The sequence below is a fragment of the Buchnera aphidicola (Macrosiphoniella sanborni) genome (assembly GCF_005080885.1).
Taxonomy (GTDB): Bacteria; Pseudomonadota; Gammaproteobacteria; order Enterobacterales; family Enterobacteriaceae; genus Buchnera; species Buchnera aphidicola_AU.
This window is the reverse complement of sequence record NZ_CP034864.1, coordinates 271,282-285,551: the sequence shown is the minus strand read 5'-3', so window position 1 is coordinate 285,551 and position 14,270 is coordinate 271,282. Positions and strand designations below refer to the sequence as shown.

Genomic DNA, 14,270 nt, shown 5'->3' with positions numbered 1-14,270 from the left:
TTCCAAAAACATCTAAATTTTATTAATGTAATAATCCAGGAAAAATAGAACTTGCTCCAATATTAATGAATTCTATTCCAAGAGACATTAATAATAAACCCATAATACGAGTAATAATATTAATTCCTGTTTTTCCTACAATGTGCACTACACATGGAGCAGCTTCAAAACATAACCAACATATAAATGAAAAAAATACAATAACTAAAGTACATCCAAATAAATTAATCCAATTTGGATAATATGTACTCCAAACAATAGTCGAACTTATTGCCCCAGGACCTGCAATTAAAGGCATTGCTAATGGAATAACACTGATACTGTCTAATTTATTTTCTTCTTTTTTATCTTTGATTGTTTTGATTTGATTTATAAATTGACCATTAATCATAGAAAAAGCTATACTAATAATGAGTATACCACCTGCTATACGAAAAGAATTAATAGATATGCCAAAAATATTTAAAATATTGCTACCAAAAAATAATGATATAAGTAAAATTAATGATGCTGAAAAATTTGCTATTAAGTTAGTCTTTTTTCTTTCTAAAAAAGATTGATGATTCGTCATAGCTGTAAAGATAGGGATCATTCCGATTGGATTCACTAAAGCACATAAACCTACAAAAAATTTTATATATATAGATAAATCAAAGATTGAAATACTCATATTATTTTCCCAATTTATATAAAATATTTTTATAAATGATAATATAAAAAAATTATTTTAAACTTTAACGTTCAATTTTAGCAATGATACTTCGTGTTTCTAAACGAATGTCTAATAATATCACTTGAATTATATCAGATATTTGATAATGCATAATATCATTAATAAAGACTTTTCCAACTTCTTGATTAAAATTTAATTCTTCTCTAATTTCATGAACAAACATTCCAGGAATAAAAACATACGCACCATTTTCTATTAATCGTGCTCTTATACCATGTCTAGAAATATCAGTTATTTCAGCATAAAATTTTTTATTATGATATTTTTTTTGTTTTAATAATATAGCATAAAGCCAATCTGAAATGTCTCTCTCTGCGATACGATTACGACGTCTTTGTTCACTTATTTTGAATTTTATTTCTTCATCAGGTTTGATTGCTTTTTCTTTTTGAATAATAGATTTTAATAAACGATGATTAATCATATCACTATATTTTCGAATAGGAGAAGTCCAAGTTGCATATTCTAAAAAACCAAGTGCAAAATGAGGACCAGGGATAATACTTAAATCTCCAAAAGATTGAAAACGGCGAATTCGACTATCAATATAATTATTTGATATAATATTTAAAACTCTTCTAAGATTGCAAAAACCTTTAAGAGTAGTTATTTCTTGTGCATTAAAATTTAAATTGTAATTTTTTAAAAAAGACACCACATTTTCAGCATTTACAATATCAAAACCGCTATGTGTATTATATATACCAAAACCAAGATTTTTAGATAAAAAACGTGCTGCAGAGATATTAGCAATTATCATACATTCTTCTATTATTTTATGAGCAATTCGTCTTTTTTCTACTGAAACATCTATAACATGTCCATATTCAGAGAAATGAAAACGATATTCTAAAGTATCTTTAAATACTACTGCATTTATTTTTCGCCATTTAATACGCAATAAACACAAACGATGTAAAGTTAATATTTGTTTTTGAATAGATGGCATTGGTGGAACCCATCTGCCTAATTTTTCAATCCAATCTGAAACATGATCATAAGATAATTTTGATTTAGATTTAATCCATGCTAAAAAAAAATGAATTTTATTAGAAATACTACCATCTTTTAAAATGATAACATGACATGCTAAAACAGGACGACGTTTATTAGGATTTAATGAACATATATCTTCTGATAAATTACGGGGTAACATAGGGATGTTAAATCCAGGCAAATAATTTGTAAAACCTCTTTGTGATGCAATACTATCTAATTTACTACCATTTTTAATATATGCTGTTGGATCAGCAATAGCTATAATTAAACTGATTTTACCATTAGGCATTTCATTTACAAACAATGCATCATCAATATCTTTTGTATTAATATTATCTATAGTAATAAAATCTAAATTTGTTAAATCTTTTCTAGGATAATTGTCTTTTAATATAAGATCATTTTCTTCTGCTAATGGTTCTGTTCTATCAATTTGATGTCTTGCTAATGTTACCCACCAGGGTGTAAATGGATCATCTTCTTTTGTAATTTTTTCATGTAGTTCAGCATAAAAAATATGATCTCCTTTTAACTTGTGTCGTATTAATTTAGCTATTGCCCAATCTCCATGTTCAAAAATATTCATACAATTTTGATTAGGTTGACATATGATACGCTCTTTTAAAAATGGATGATCTGGTGTTATAAATAATCTATTTTCTTTTTTTTCTATTTTTCCCACAAATCTATTTAAAAAGGCTTCAATTAACTTTTCTGGTTCAACTATTTCTCTATCTTTTTCTATTTTTAATAATGCAATAATTTTATCACCATGCATTACTTTTTTCATATTTTTAGGAGGTATAAAATAACTTTTTTGTGCATCTACTTCTAAAAATCCAAATCCTCTTTCATGACTTTTTACAATACCTTCAACTCTTGGTATTTTAGCATGTAGATTTTTTTTTAATTTTGTGAGTAATGGATTATTTTGAAACATAATAATACAACCTAATTGTCACGTTAAAAAATGAATAATTTTATAAATTTAAAAGTATATTTAAATTTATTATTTTTGTGTTAAATAGACTTAACAATTATTTTTTTAAATTTTAAATAATTTATAATAACTTATTTTAATAATAAATTAGAAATAATTTTATAATATATTTTCTATATACATACTGTTTATATTAAAACCATTATCCACATAAATAACTGATCCAGTAATACCAAAAGACAAATTAGACAATAAAAAAGATGCTACATTTCCTATATTTTCAATGGTAATAGGTTGTTTTATACACGCAGAAGAATAAGAAAAATTTTTTATTTTGTTAAAATCTTTGATTTTATGAGAAGAAATCGTTTTAATGGGACCTGATGAAATCGCATTAACTCGGATATTTTTTTTTCCTAATGAATATGCCATATAACGAACACTAGCTTCCAATGAAGCTTTTGACAAACCCATTACATTATAATTTTGTATTACACGTTGTGCACCTAAATAAGATAGAGTTAATAAAGAAGAAAAATTATTTAACATATTTTTACATTCTTTTACTAAAGCAATAAAACTAAAAGAACTAATTTCATGTGCGATATTAAATCCTTGTCGTGTAGTGTTAGTAATAAAATCTCCATTTAAATGTTCTTTAGGACAATAAGCAATAGAATGAACTAAACCATCAAACTTTTTCCATGTTTTTCTTAAGTTTATAAATAATGACTTAATTTCTTGATCTTTAGAAACATCGCAAGACAATATAACACGAGATTTTACAGAATTTGCTAAATCTTTTATTTTATTTTTTATTTTTTTATTTTGGCATACAAAGCCTAATTCAGCTTGTTGATAGTATAACGATTTGGCAATACCAAAAGCAATCGATCTACTACTTGACACTCCTGTGATTAAAATTTTTTTTCCCTTTAGAAAACTCATATGATAAATCTCAATGATAAATATGATAATTAATATAAATTATTATGTTTAATTTTTTTTTACGTTTATAAAATTATTATAACCTTTTTAAAATAAATTAGTAATTGAATTTCTCGATATTTTTTATATATTTTTTATATATAATAATAATCTTAAATGTTTTCATTATGCTAATCTGTTAGTACTATTTATTATTTGTTATTATTTATAGAGTATTTTTTAAATATATTCTAAAAAAATTTTTGTATTTCATAAAGATATAATAAGTTTATAAAACATTTAATTATTATATCTTAATTGTTAATAGTATTAAATTTAAAAAAAATAATCTTATACTAATATTTTTTTTGAAATTATACAATTTTTCAATAAAATTTTAATTTTTTTTCTTATGAAAAATGCACTTCTTATTTTTCTAATATAGACTAAATTTATATTAATTTCATAGACTTTAGATTGATTATTATCATCAGGCTAGCGAGAAAATTTAGAATAAATAATTTTTATATTTTAAGTTTTAAAAATAATGCAATAATTATTTTGTATCACATTTTAAAAATAATTAAATATTATTTTATTTTATTAATTATTTGGCTAGAATAACCAATATAATTACTAGGAGTTATATTTTTTAAACGTTCTTTTTCTTTTTCTGGAATGTTTAAGCTAGAAATAAATGCATGTATAATATTTTTATTAATTTCTTTTCCTCGTGTAATATTTTTTAATTTTTCATAGGCATTTTTAATCCCATAACGACGCATAACAGTTTGAATTGGTTCAGATAAAATCGACCAATTTTGATCTAAAGTGTGTAATAATTTTTTTTCATTAATTTCTAATTTTGAAATACCTAATAATACAGAATGATATGCAATTATTGAGTAAGAAATAGCTACACCTATATTACGTAATACTGTAGAATCACTTAAATCACGTTGCCATCTAGAAATAGGTAATTTATTAATCATATGATTCATTAAAGCATTTGATAACCCTAAATTTCCTTCAGAATTTTCAAAATCAATTGGATTAATTTTATGTGGCATAATTGAAGAACCTATCTCATCATCAACACATTTTTGATGAAAATAATTCAAAGAAATATAGCCCCATATATCACGATTAAAGTCAATTAATATTGTATTAAAAAGAGTAATACAGGAAAAAAGCTCTGCAATATAATCATGTGGTTCAATTTGAGTAGTATACGGATTCCAAGTAACACCCAAAGAATTTACAAAATCTCCAGTAATTTTATACCAATTAATATTCGGATAAGCAGCTAAATGAGCATTATAATTACCTGTACTTCCGTTCATTTTTCCTAATATTTCTATATTATTCATTCTCAAATATTGACGCTTCATACGATAGTAAAAATTTGCAATTTCTTTTCCCATAGTTGATGGAGTTGCTGGTTGCCCATGAGTTAAAGATAGTAAAGAAGAATTTTGATATTTAAAAGTCATTTTTTTTAAGATATTTAAAATTCTTTTCCATAATGGCAGAATAATTATATCACGAGCATCTTTCAGCATTAATGCATATGCTAAATTATTAATATCTTCTGAAGTGCATCCAAAATGAACCAACTCAGAAATAGACATAAGATTTTTAGATTGAGATATTTTATTTTTTAAAAAATATTCTAAAGCTTTAATATCGTGCTTTGTTTTTTTTTCTATATTTTTAATAGCAATTGCATCTTTTTCATTAAATTTTTCAAAGATATCATCAAGATATAATACATCTTTAGATAAAATCTTTTTATTATGTAATAATTCAGATATACTAATAATTTTTTTTAGCCATTGAATTTCAATTTTGAGACGATATCTTAAAAAACTAAATTCACTAAAAATATTTCTTAATAATATAGTTTTATTAGCATATCGGCCGTCAATAGGAGAGATAGCTGTTAAAGAAGTTAATTTCATATCTCATATCTTATATTTTATAATTATATTCAAGTAGTAGTATTTAATTTAAATAATATTTTTTTTGCTTTTTTAATAAGAATTTTTCTAAAATAGATTAATTGAAGTTGATTTCCATAATATTGATTCCATAAAACGATTGCACGAATGCCTGAAAATAGTAAACATCTAATTTTTTTTTGTATATGTAAATTTTTTAAAAAGTTTTTTAAGCCTTTTATTAAAATACGAGAACCTAAAGAACTAATAATTTTAATATATAATTCTGCTATTTGATCAGTAATGATATTAATATCAGAATGAATATTATATTGATTAGATATTAATAATATATTCTTTCTTAAAGAAGATGTTGCTATATGATTTTTTTTTATTTTCTTTTGAATAGTAATCATTTTAAAAATATACGTAATAAATTCAATATATGAATGAGAAAAATTAGAAAAAGTTAAAAAAGATATTAATGTTTTTAATCCTATCCTCAAATTTTTTTCATGATTTCCATATATTTCAATTACTGAATTAGTATTAATTTTTAAAATACTAATTAAACATGTATTGAACGCATTTTGATTACATATTCCAGAATAAGCTAACGTCTGAATTAAATGAGCTGATTGACATATACCTGCTAACGATAAAGTAATAGAATATATATTTTTAATTATAAAAATCCTCGTATTCGAAAAAATCATAATTCCGATAATGGCAATCGAGATTCAATAATCCCCCCACCTATACATACTTCTGATAAATAAAATACTACTGATTGTCCTGGTGTAACTGCAATAACAGGTGAATCAAATAATACTTTTAAACGTTTATTTTTTTCATATTCAATGTTACACGCAATATCTTTTTGTCGATATCTTGTTTTTGCTGTACAAGATAAGGGAAAAGATAAATCATTTTTTTTAATCCAATGTATATTTTTTGCAATCAAGCCTATAGACATAAGATATATATTACTAGATCCTTGAGCAACAATTAATTTATTTTCTTGAATATTTTTTTCTACAACATACCAGGGTAAGTTATATTTTTCTTTTATCCCACCAATACCTAAACCTTTTCTTTGACCTAAAGTATAATAAAAAATTCCATTATGTTGACCAAGAATTTCCCCAGATACTGTTACTATATCACCTCTTTTTTCTTCAAGATAAAGATTTAAGAAATTTTTAAATTTCTTAGGTCCAATAAAACATATTCCAGTAGAATCTTTTTTTTTCGAAATTCGCATATTTATTTTTTTAGCAAAATTTCTTATTATATTTTTATTCCAATGCCCAATAGGAAATAAAATTTTTTTAAGTTGAATAGAATTCAAAGTATATAAAAAATAACTTTGATCTTTATTTCTATCAATAGCTTTTAATAAAACATATTTTCCATCATATTTTGTGATACGAGCATAATGACCTGTAGCAATATAATCTGCTTTTAATACTTTAATAGCATATTTAAAAAATATATTAAATTTAATTTCTTTATTACATAGTATATCAGGATTTGGTGTGATTCCTTTTTTATATTTATCTAAAAATTTTTTAAAAACATATTCCCAATATTCTAAAGAAAAATTTATTTTGTGAAGATATATGTTTAGTTTTTTACATACCATTTCTGCATCAAATAAATCTTGAGTAGAATTGCAATATCCTTGTTGATCATCTTCTTCCCAATTTTTCATAAATAAACCTTCTACTTTATAATTTTTCTTTTTTAACATCCATGCTGCAACAGATGAATCTACACCTCCAGACATAGCCACAATTACTTTTTTAGCATTTTTTATTTTCATATTTTATATATTAGTTTATTTTTTATATTATTAAAAATTTTTTATATTGTATATTGTATTTTTTTTCTACAATACATTATCTTGTAAAAAACATTATATTTTTTTAAAAAATAATAAAAAATATTTTTACTGCATGTTAAAATATATAAAAAATATATTACAGTATAAAAGTATGAAAAATATAAGAAATTTTTCTATCATAGCCCATATTGATCATGGAAAATCAACTTTATCAGATAGATTAATACAAATATGTGGTGGACTTTCTCAAAGAGAAATGTCTAATCAAGTTTTAGATTCAATGGAATTAGAAAGAGAAAGAGGTATCACTATTAAAGCACGTAGTGTTATGATTAATTATCAAAATAAATCAGGTGAAGTGTTTCATCTCAATTTTATTGATACTCCAGGTCATGTTGATTTTTCTTATGAAGTTTCTCGATCATTATCAGCTTGTGAAGGCGCGCTTCTAGTTGTAGATGCAACTCAAGGAGTAGAAGCACAGACATTAGCAAATTGTTATACTGCATTGGATATGAATCTAGAAATTCTTCCTGTATTAAATAAAATAGATCTACCTAATGCAAATGCAGATAAAGTATCTAAAGAAATAGAAGATATTATAGGAATACCTGCTTTAAATGCGATTAGATGTTCATCTAAAACAGGACAAGGTATTAAAGAACTTATAGAACAAATTATTACTTATATTCCTTCACCTAAAGGTTTAATAGAAGCACCTCTTCAAGCGTTAATTATTGATTCATGGTTTGACAATTATTTAGGTGTTGTTTCTTTAATAAGAATTAAAAATGGAACTTTATTCCATAAAGATAAAATTCAAGTTATGAGTACAGGAAAAAATTACTTTGTAGAACAATTAGGAATTTTTACACCAAAAAAAGTCAATAAATTAGAATTAAGATGCGGTGAAGTAGGATGGATTATTTGTGGTATAAAAAATATCATTGCTGCTCCTGTTGGCGACACATTAACCAAAGCTCATAATCCAGCAAAAAATATGTTACAAGGATTTAAAAAAATTAAACCTCAAATATATGCTGGTTTATTCCCCGTCACATCAGATCAATATGAAACTTTTAGAGATTCATTAGGAAAACTTAGTTTGAATGATTCATCACTATTTTATGAACCAGAAAACTCTTCTGCACTTGGTTTTGGATTCAGATGTGGGTTTTTAGGTTTATTACATATGGAAATAATTCAAGCTCGTTTAGAACGAGAATATTCTATTGATTTAATTTCAACAGCACCTACAGTTATTTATAAAATAACATTAACTAATGGAAAAATTCTTTATCTAGATAGTCCTTCACGCTTTCCTAATGTAAATAATATAAAAGAAATTCAAGAACCTATCGTTGAATGTAATATTTTACTACCACCTCAATTTCTTGGAGCAGTAATAAAATTATGTATAAAAAAACGAGGGACTCAAACAAATATGATTTATCATCAACATCAAGTTTTATTAAAATACGACATTCCTATGAATGAAGTAGTACTAAATTTTTTTGATGAATTAAAATCTGTATCTAGCGGTTATGCTTCTCTAGAATATGATTTTAAATGTTTTAAATCTGAAAAAATGGTAAGAATAGACATCTTAATTAATTCAGAAAAGATAGATGCATTAACAATGATATCATATTATAAAAATGCGCAATATCGTGCTCGTGAAATCGTAGAGCAAATCAAAAATTTAATACCTCGACACCAATTTGATATTTCTATTCAAGCAATGATAAATAATACTATTGTAGCACGTTCAACAATTAAACAGCTAAGAAAAAATGTATTAGCAAAATGTTATGGAGGAGATATAAGTAGAAAGAAAAAATTATTAAAAAAACAAAAAGAAGGCAAAAAAAGAATGAAAAAAATAGGAAATATCAATGTACCTAAAACAATATTTTTTAAAATTTTAAATACTAATAAAAATTAATATAAGGCAATCAAAAATGGCATATATAGTAACTCTTTTTTTCCTAACAAGTACACTTATAACAGGTATTTTTTGGATTTATTATTGTATTAAAAATCTTCAATATTATTGTTTAAATAAAAAAAAAAATAAGAATGAACATCAATTAAAAGCAAGTGATAAAAGATATTTTTTTGAATCATTAGCATCATTTTTCCCAATTTTTTTAACTATATTTATCATACGCTCATTTATTTATGAACCTTTTCATATCCCATCAGGTTCTATGATGCCTACTCTTTTAATAGGTGATTTTATTTTAGTAGAAAAATTTACATACGGTGTAAAAGAACCTATTACACATAAAACTTTAATTAATATTGGTCATCCTCAACGCGGTGATATTGTAGTTTTTAGACATCCATATGATTATAATACAAATTATATTAAACGTGTAATAGGATTACCTGGAGATAAAATTACATATGATACTCAAAAAAAACATATACATATATGTACAAATTATATTAATCAAAAAAATTGCAAAGAAGAATTAGTTTTTCATTATTCAAAACCTCAATTAAGTAATTTTTTTCAAAAAATATATTTTTTAGATAAAAATAATAATTCAATAAAATCGAAAAAAACATATGATTTATTATATTATGATATTGTTGAAGAAAATACTAATACTATGAAATATAATATACTGTTATTAAATAATATAAAGAATTCAAAACAGAATTATTTTCATCAAAAAAATATGCCTAAATTAACTTGGATTGTCCCTAAAAATAAATATTTTATGATGGGAGATAATCGTGATAATAGTTTAGATAGTCGTTATTGGGGGTTTGTACCTGAAGAAAATTTAGTGGGAAAAGCTATTAAAATATGGATGAGTTTTGATAAGAACGAAAATGAATGGCCGACTGGTATACGTATAAACAGAATTGGAAATATATATTAAAAAATCATATAATATTTATATTTTTGCGTATATGTATATAATAAATATATATTAAATCTTTTTTTCTGTTATATAAATAATTCATCAAAATATTTTTTAAATCGGTATAACATGAATCATATTGTAACAAAAAAAATACAAAAAGTATTAGGATATACTTTTACTCATAAAGATCTTTTGAAACAAGCATTAACACATCGCAGTGCCAGTAGTAAACATAATGAACGATTAGAATTTTTAGGTGATTCAATTCTCAGTTTTGTTATTGCTAATGCTTTATATCAACATTTTCCATATATTAATGAAGGTGATATGAGTCGTATGAGAGCGACTTTAGTTCGGGGTAACACATTAGCAGAAATTGCTTATGAATTTGATTTAGGAGAATATTTAAAATTGGGACAAGGAGAGCTAAAAAGTGGAGGTTTCCGTCGTGAATCTATTTTAGCAAATACTGTAGAAGCGTTAATAGGAAGTATTTATTTAGATAGTAACATTAAAACAGTAGAAGAATTAATATTAAAATGGTATGAAAAACGTTTAGAAAAAATTAGTCCTGGAGAGAAACAAAAAGATCCTAAAACACGATTACAAGAATATTTACAGTCAAAACATTTAGCTTTACCTACTTATTTTATTGTAGAAGTATACGGTGAAGCACATAATCAATTATTTACTATTCATTGTAAAATTAGCATGCTTGCAGAATGTTTAATTGGTACTGGTTCCAGTAGAAGAAAAGCAGAACAAGATGCAGCACAAAAAGCATTAATTCAATTAGGTGTCGAGTGAAAACACAAAAAACTTACTGTGGATATATAACTATCATTGGTAAAGTGAATGTTGGAAAATCTACATTTCTTAACAAAATCATTGGTAAAAAAATTTCTATTTCATCTAAAAAAAAATATACAACACAAAATAATATTATTGGTATTATAACTCAAAATTCTTATCAATTAATTTATGTAGATACACCTGGTGTTATATTAGATACACAAAAGAAAAACATTATATATGAACAAAAAGAATCTTATAAAATAGTAAAACTTTCTTCATTAATACTATTTATTATTGATAAAATTTTTTGGATGGAAGATTATCAAATAATTTTTGATAAAATAAAAAAAAATAACATACCAATTATTATTATAATTAATAAAATTGATAAAATTAACAAAAAAATAATTTTGTTACCTTTTATAGATTTTCTAAAAAATCAAAGAAATGTTATAGATATTATTCCTCTTTCTGTAAAAAAAATAAAAAGTTTAAATTTTTTAAATAATATTATTAAAAATTATTTACCTAAAAAAAAACATATATACCCTGCATCTTATTTTACAACTAATTCTGAATTTTTTACTATTTCCGAAATAATTCGAGAACAATTAATATTATTTTTAGGAGACGAATTACCTAACGAAATAAAAGTTATAATTGAATCTTGTAAAAAAAATAAGACAGAAGAAATGCATATTACTGCTATAATACAAGTAAAAAATATAAGACATAAAAAAATTGTTATTGGTTATCAAGGAAAAAAAATAAAAAAAATTAGCATAATTTCAAGAAAAAAAATAGAGCAAGAATTTCATAATAAAATTCATCTTTTTTTATGGGTAAAATAAAACATAAAAATATATGTTAAAATAATTATTTTTTTAAAATTAGTTAAAAATCAAATAATTTAACTAATTTTAAAAACAATATTTTAAAAGGTTTATTAAAATTATGTCTATTATTGGAATAGGAACTGATTTAGTTGAAATATCACGTATTCAAAAAATATTATTTCAATATAAAAACCATTTTGCTAAAAGAATTTTATCTATACAAGAATGGAATCATTATATTGAAACAAAAAATAAATTGAATTTTCTTGCAAAAAAATTCTCAGCTAAAGAAGCTGCATGTAAAGCATTAGGAACAGGTATTAATAATGGTATTCAATTTAATGAATTAGAATTTTATCATGATTTGTTAGGAAAACCACAATTACGTTTTTTAAAAAATGCTTTTAAAAGATCTCAAGAATTAAAATGTAAATTTGTACACGTCAGTATATCAGATCAAAAAAAATATGCTTATGCCTTAGTTATATTAGAAGCTTAAGATATAATTAATGATATAGAATTATTTAATAATATTTTTTTTTCTTTTATTTTGAAAAAAATTAATTAAAATTTTTGAGCATTTATTTTTCATAATATTATTTTTTATATCTATTGTATAATTACTTCCTAAATGGATAAAAATTTTTTTCAAAGAATATTCTTGATTATCTTTAATACAATTTGTACCAAATACTAAACGTTTAATACGGCTATGTATAATTGCTCCACAACACATAATACACGGTTCTAAAGTTACATATAATGTACTGTTTACTAGGCGATAATTTTTTATTGTTTTGCCAGCATGACGTAATGCCATAATTTCTGCATGAGCAGTTGGATCATGTTTAGTCACAGAACTATTCCAACCAATTCCTATAATACGTTCTTTAAGTACTATTATTGAACCGATAGGAATTTCACCTTTGCTTTTAGCATAATATGCATATTTTAAAGCTACTTTCATCCAACGAATGTCTTGTTGATCTTGGATAATATTTTTTTCATTCATAATGAAATTTTTTTTATTATTTTTAATTTCTCTTTCTCCCATTCCTTTTTTTTGGTATCCATTCTTTTGTCTTGTAGACTTTTACCTTTTGCTAATCCAAATTCTAATTTACACCAAGATTTTTTCCAAAACATAGATAATGATACGATTGTGTATCCTTTGTTTTTTTTTTGAATAGATAAAAAATCAATTTCATTTCTATGTAATAATAATTTTCTTTTTCTTGTAGGATTGCAAAAAATATGATTCGAAGACATATGTAAAGGTTGTATTAAAGCGTTACATAGATACATTTCATTCAGATGACTTATTATATAACTTTCTGAAATATTTATTTTTCCCGCCCTAATAGATTTGACTTCCCAACCTTCTAATCTAAGACCAGATTGAAATATTTTTTCAATAAAATAATTATGATATACTTTTTTATTCAGTATAATTATAGATCTTTTCTTACATTTTTTTGCTTTATGTAACATAAGTGAATGAGTTCCAACATTGCAATTATTTCAAATATATTATTAATATGTTTATTATTTAGATATTATATATAATTTATTAAATATTTAATGTTATCTATAAAGTAAAGCTTATATTTAAAATAAGAGTTTAATATTCTTTTATCTTAATGTAATAGATGCAATCTCTCAATGATATTATTATACATTGCATAATAATAAATGTAGAAAATTGAATAAATTAATAAATTCATATTAACAGATAACATAAAAATAGAACTAAAAGACATAGATATTTAATTTTTTATCTCTAAGAAAAAAGATAAAAAAAATATTTTATAACTTTTTTAGATTTAATAATCAATAAGAAATCTAATAACATTATTAAATCTAAAATATATCAATTTCTATATTTTTTTTTTAGATACTATAACCATAGCAGGACGTAATAAACGAGAATCATGTAGAATATAACCAGGTTGCATAACTTTAATAATTTTATTTGATTCTATTTCTTCAGTGTAATCAACAGACATGGCTTGATGTATAGATGGATCAAATAATACATTGACATTATCTATTTTTTTAATATTAAATATCATAAAACATTTTTTTAATATATCATTAATAAATTGTAATTTATTTATCACTTCTAAAAAATGTTCTTTCGATTGACTTTTTTCTATTAGATCCAATGCGCGTTCAATATTATCAATAATAGGAAGAAAATCTTTAAGAATTCTTTCTAGAGAAAATTTTCTAAATTTTTCTATATCTTTATTAAGTCTTTCATAGCAAGCTATTATTTCTTTTTCACTCTTAATTTTTTGTTTGATTATTTCTTCTTTAGATGTCTTTAAATGTTTTCGTAGTATATGAATTAGTTCATTGTGTTCATTGTGTTC

General features: G+C 23.3%; 14 protein-coding genes. 5 read left to right on the top strand and 9 right to left on the bottom strand.

Going from position 1 to position 14,270, the window contains the following annotated elements; all coding sequences use genetic code 11:
- Window positions 1-22 precede the first annotated feature (22 nt).
- From D9V74_RS01250 to mnmA, 6 genes are all read right to left on the bottom strand, one after another.
- Window positions 23-670, bottom strand: coding sequence for a YchE family NAAT transporter (locus D9V74_RS01250; RefSeq protein WP_158362546.1), 648 nt, complete (start codon window positions 668-670; stop codon window positions 23-25).
- A 64-nt stretch (window positions 671-734) separates the two neighbouring features.
- A complete protein-coding gene (rnb, locus tag D9V74_RS01245; protein ID WP_158362544.1) occupies window positions 735-2,672 on the bottom strand; it encodes an exoribonuclease II in 1,938 nt (645 codons plus the stop codon).
- Between the two features lie 159 nt (window positions 2,673-2,831).
- A complete protein-coding gene (locus tag D9V74_RS01240) occupies window positions 2,832-3,620 on the bottom strand; it encodes an enoyl-ACP reductase (protein WP_158362542.1) in 789 nt (262 codons plus the stop codon).
- Between the two features lie 569 nt (window positions 3,621-4,189).
- On the bottom strand, window positions 4,190-5,560 hold the full coding sequence (gene purB, locus D9V74_RS01235; RefSeq protein WP_158362540.1) for an adenylosuccinate lyase: 1,371 nt from the start codon (window positions 5,558-5,560) through the stop codon (window positions 4,190-4,192).
- Window positions 5,561-5,589: 29 nt separating this feature from the next.
- Window positions 5,590-6,255, bottom strand: coding sequence for a lysogenization protein HflD (locus tag D9V74_RS01230; protein ID WP_261979366.1), 666 nt, complete (start codon window positions 6,253-6,255; stop codon window positions 5,590-5,592).
- Window positions 6,252-7,364 (bottom strand): tRNA 2-thiouridine(34) synthase MnmA, encoded by a 1,113-nt coding sequence (mnmA, locus tag D9V74_RS01225; RefSeq protein WP_158362538.1) that lies wholly within the window; start codon window positions 7,362-7,364, stop codon window positions 6,252-6,254. The genes D9V74_RS01230 and mnmA overlap by 4 nt, the downstream gene beginning before the upstream one ends.
- Before the next feature lie 172 nt (window positions 7,365-7,536).
- Here mnmA and lepA point away from each other — a divergent pair, with 172 nt between their 5' ends.
- From lepA to acpS, 5 genes are all read left to right on the top strand, one after another.
- Window positions 7,537-9,330, top strand: coding sequence for a translation elongation factor 4 (lepA, locus tag D9V74_RS01220; RefSeq protein ID WP_187308548.1), 1,794 nt, complete (start codon window positions 7,537-7,539; stop codon window positions 9,328-9,330).
- 16 nt (window positions 9,331-9,346) lie between these two features.
- Window positions 9,347-10,279 (top strand): signal peptidase I, encoded by a 933-nt coding sequence (lepB, locus tag D9V74_RS01215; RefSeq protein WP_158362534.1) that lies wholly within the window; start codon window positions 9,347-9,349, stop codon window positions 10,277-10,279.
- A gap of 111 nt (window positions 10,280-10,390) precedes the next feature.
- A complete protein-coding gene (rnc, locus tag D9V74_RS01210) occupies window positions 10,391-11,071 on the top strand; it encodes a ribonuclease III (protein ID WP_158362531.1) in 681 nt (226 codons plus the stop codon).
- Window positions 11,068-11,910: a GTPase Era gene (gene era / locus D9V74_RS01205; RefSeq protein WP_158362529.1), complete on the top strand. Its 843-nt coding sequence runs from the start codon at window positions 11,068-11,070 to the stop codon at window positions 11,908-11,910. The genes rnc and era overlap by 4 nt, the downstream gene beginning before the upstream one ends.
- A gap of 103 nt (window positions 11,911-12,013) precedes the next feature.
- On the top strand, window positions 12,014-12,394 hold the full coding sequence (gene acpS, locus D9V74_RS01200) for a holo-ACP synthase (protein WP_158362527.1): 381 nt from the start codon (window positions 12,014-12,016) through the stop codon (window positions 12,392-12,394).
- 21 nt (window positions 12,395-12,415) lie between these two features.
- Here acpS and tadA read toward each other — a convergent pair whose 3' ends face one another.
- From tadA to D9V74_RS01185, 3 genes are all read right to left on the bottom strand, one after another.
- Window positions 12,416-12,889: a tRNA adenosine(34) deaminase TadA gene (gene tadA, locus D9V74_RS01195; RefSeq protein ID WP_158363107.1), complete on the bottom strand. Its 474-nt coding sequence runs from the start codon at window positions 12,887-12,889 to the stop codon at window positions 12,416-12,418.
- 14 nt (window positions 12,890-12,903) lie between these two features.
- Window positions 12,904-13,386 carry an SsrA-binding protein SmpB gene (gene smpB, locus D9V74_RS01190; RefSeq protein WP_158362525.1) on the bottom strand — a complete coding sequence of 161 codons (483 nt, stop codon included), beginning with the start codon at window positions 13,384-13,386 and terminating at the stop codon, window positions 12,904-12,906.
- A 386-nt stretch (window positions 13,387-13,772) separates the two neighbouring features.
- Window positions 13,773-14,270 (bottom strand): nucleotide exchange factor GrpE (locus D9V74_RS01185; protein ID WP_261979365.1); only part of this gene is annotated, 498 nt, incomplete at its 5' end.

What these genes read in the sequence shown, in the direction of transcription:
- D9V74_RS01250 (WP_158362546.1), bottom strand. Translation starts at nt 670, where the DNA reads ATGAGTATTTCAATCTTTGATTTATCTATATATATAAAATTTTTTGTA.
- rnb (WP_158362544.1), bottom strand. Translation starts at nt 2,672, where the DNA reads ATGTTTCAAAATAATCCATTACTCACAAAATTAAAAAAAAATCTACAT.
- D9V74_RS01240 (WP_158362542.1), bottom strand. Translation starts at nt 3,620, where the DNA reads ATGAGTTTTCTAAAGGGAAAAAAAATTTTAATCACAGGAGTGTCAAGT.
- purB (WP_158362540.1), bottom strand. Translation starts at nt 5,560, where the DNA reads ATGAAATTAACTTCTTTAACAGCTATCTCTCCTATTGACGGCCGATAT.
- D9V74_RS01230 (WP_261979366.1), bottom strand. Translation starts at nt 6,255, where the DNA reads ATGATTTTTTCGAATACGAGGATTTTTATAATTAAAAATATATATTCT.
- mnmA (WP_158362538.1), bottom strand. Translation starts at nt 7,364, where the DNA reads ATGAAAATAAAAAATGCTAAAAAAGTAATTGTGGCTATGTCTGGAGGT.
- lepA (WP_187308548.1), top strand. Translation starts at nt 7,537, where the DNA reads ATGAAAAATATAAGAAATTTTTCTATCATAGCCCATATTGATCATGGA.
- lepB (WP_158362534.1), top strand. Translation starts at nt 9,347, where the DNA reads ATGGCATATATAGTAACTCTTTTTTTCCTAACAAGTACACTTATAACA.
- rnc (WP_158362531.1), top strand. Translation starts at nt 10,391, where the DNA reads ATGAATCATATTGTAACAAAAAAAATACAAAAAGTATTAGGATATACT.
- acpS (WP_158362527.1), top strand. Translation starts at nt 12,014, where the DNA reads ATGTCTATTATTGGAATAGGAACTGATTTAGTTGAAATATCACGTATT.
- smpB (WP_158362525.1), bottom strand. Translation starts at nt 13,386, where the DNA reads ATGTTACATAAAGCAAAAAAATGTAAGAAAAGATCTATAATTATACTG.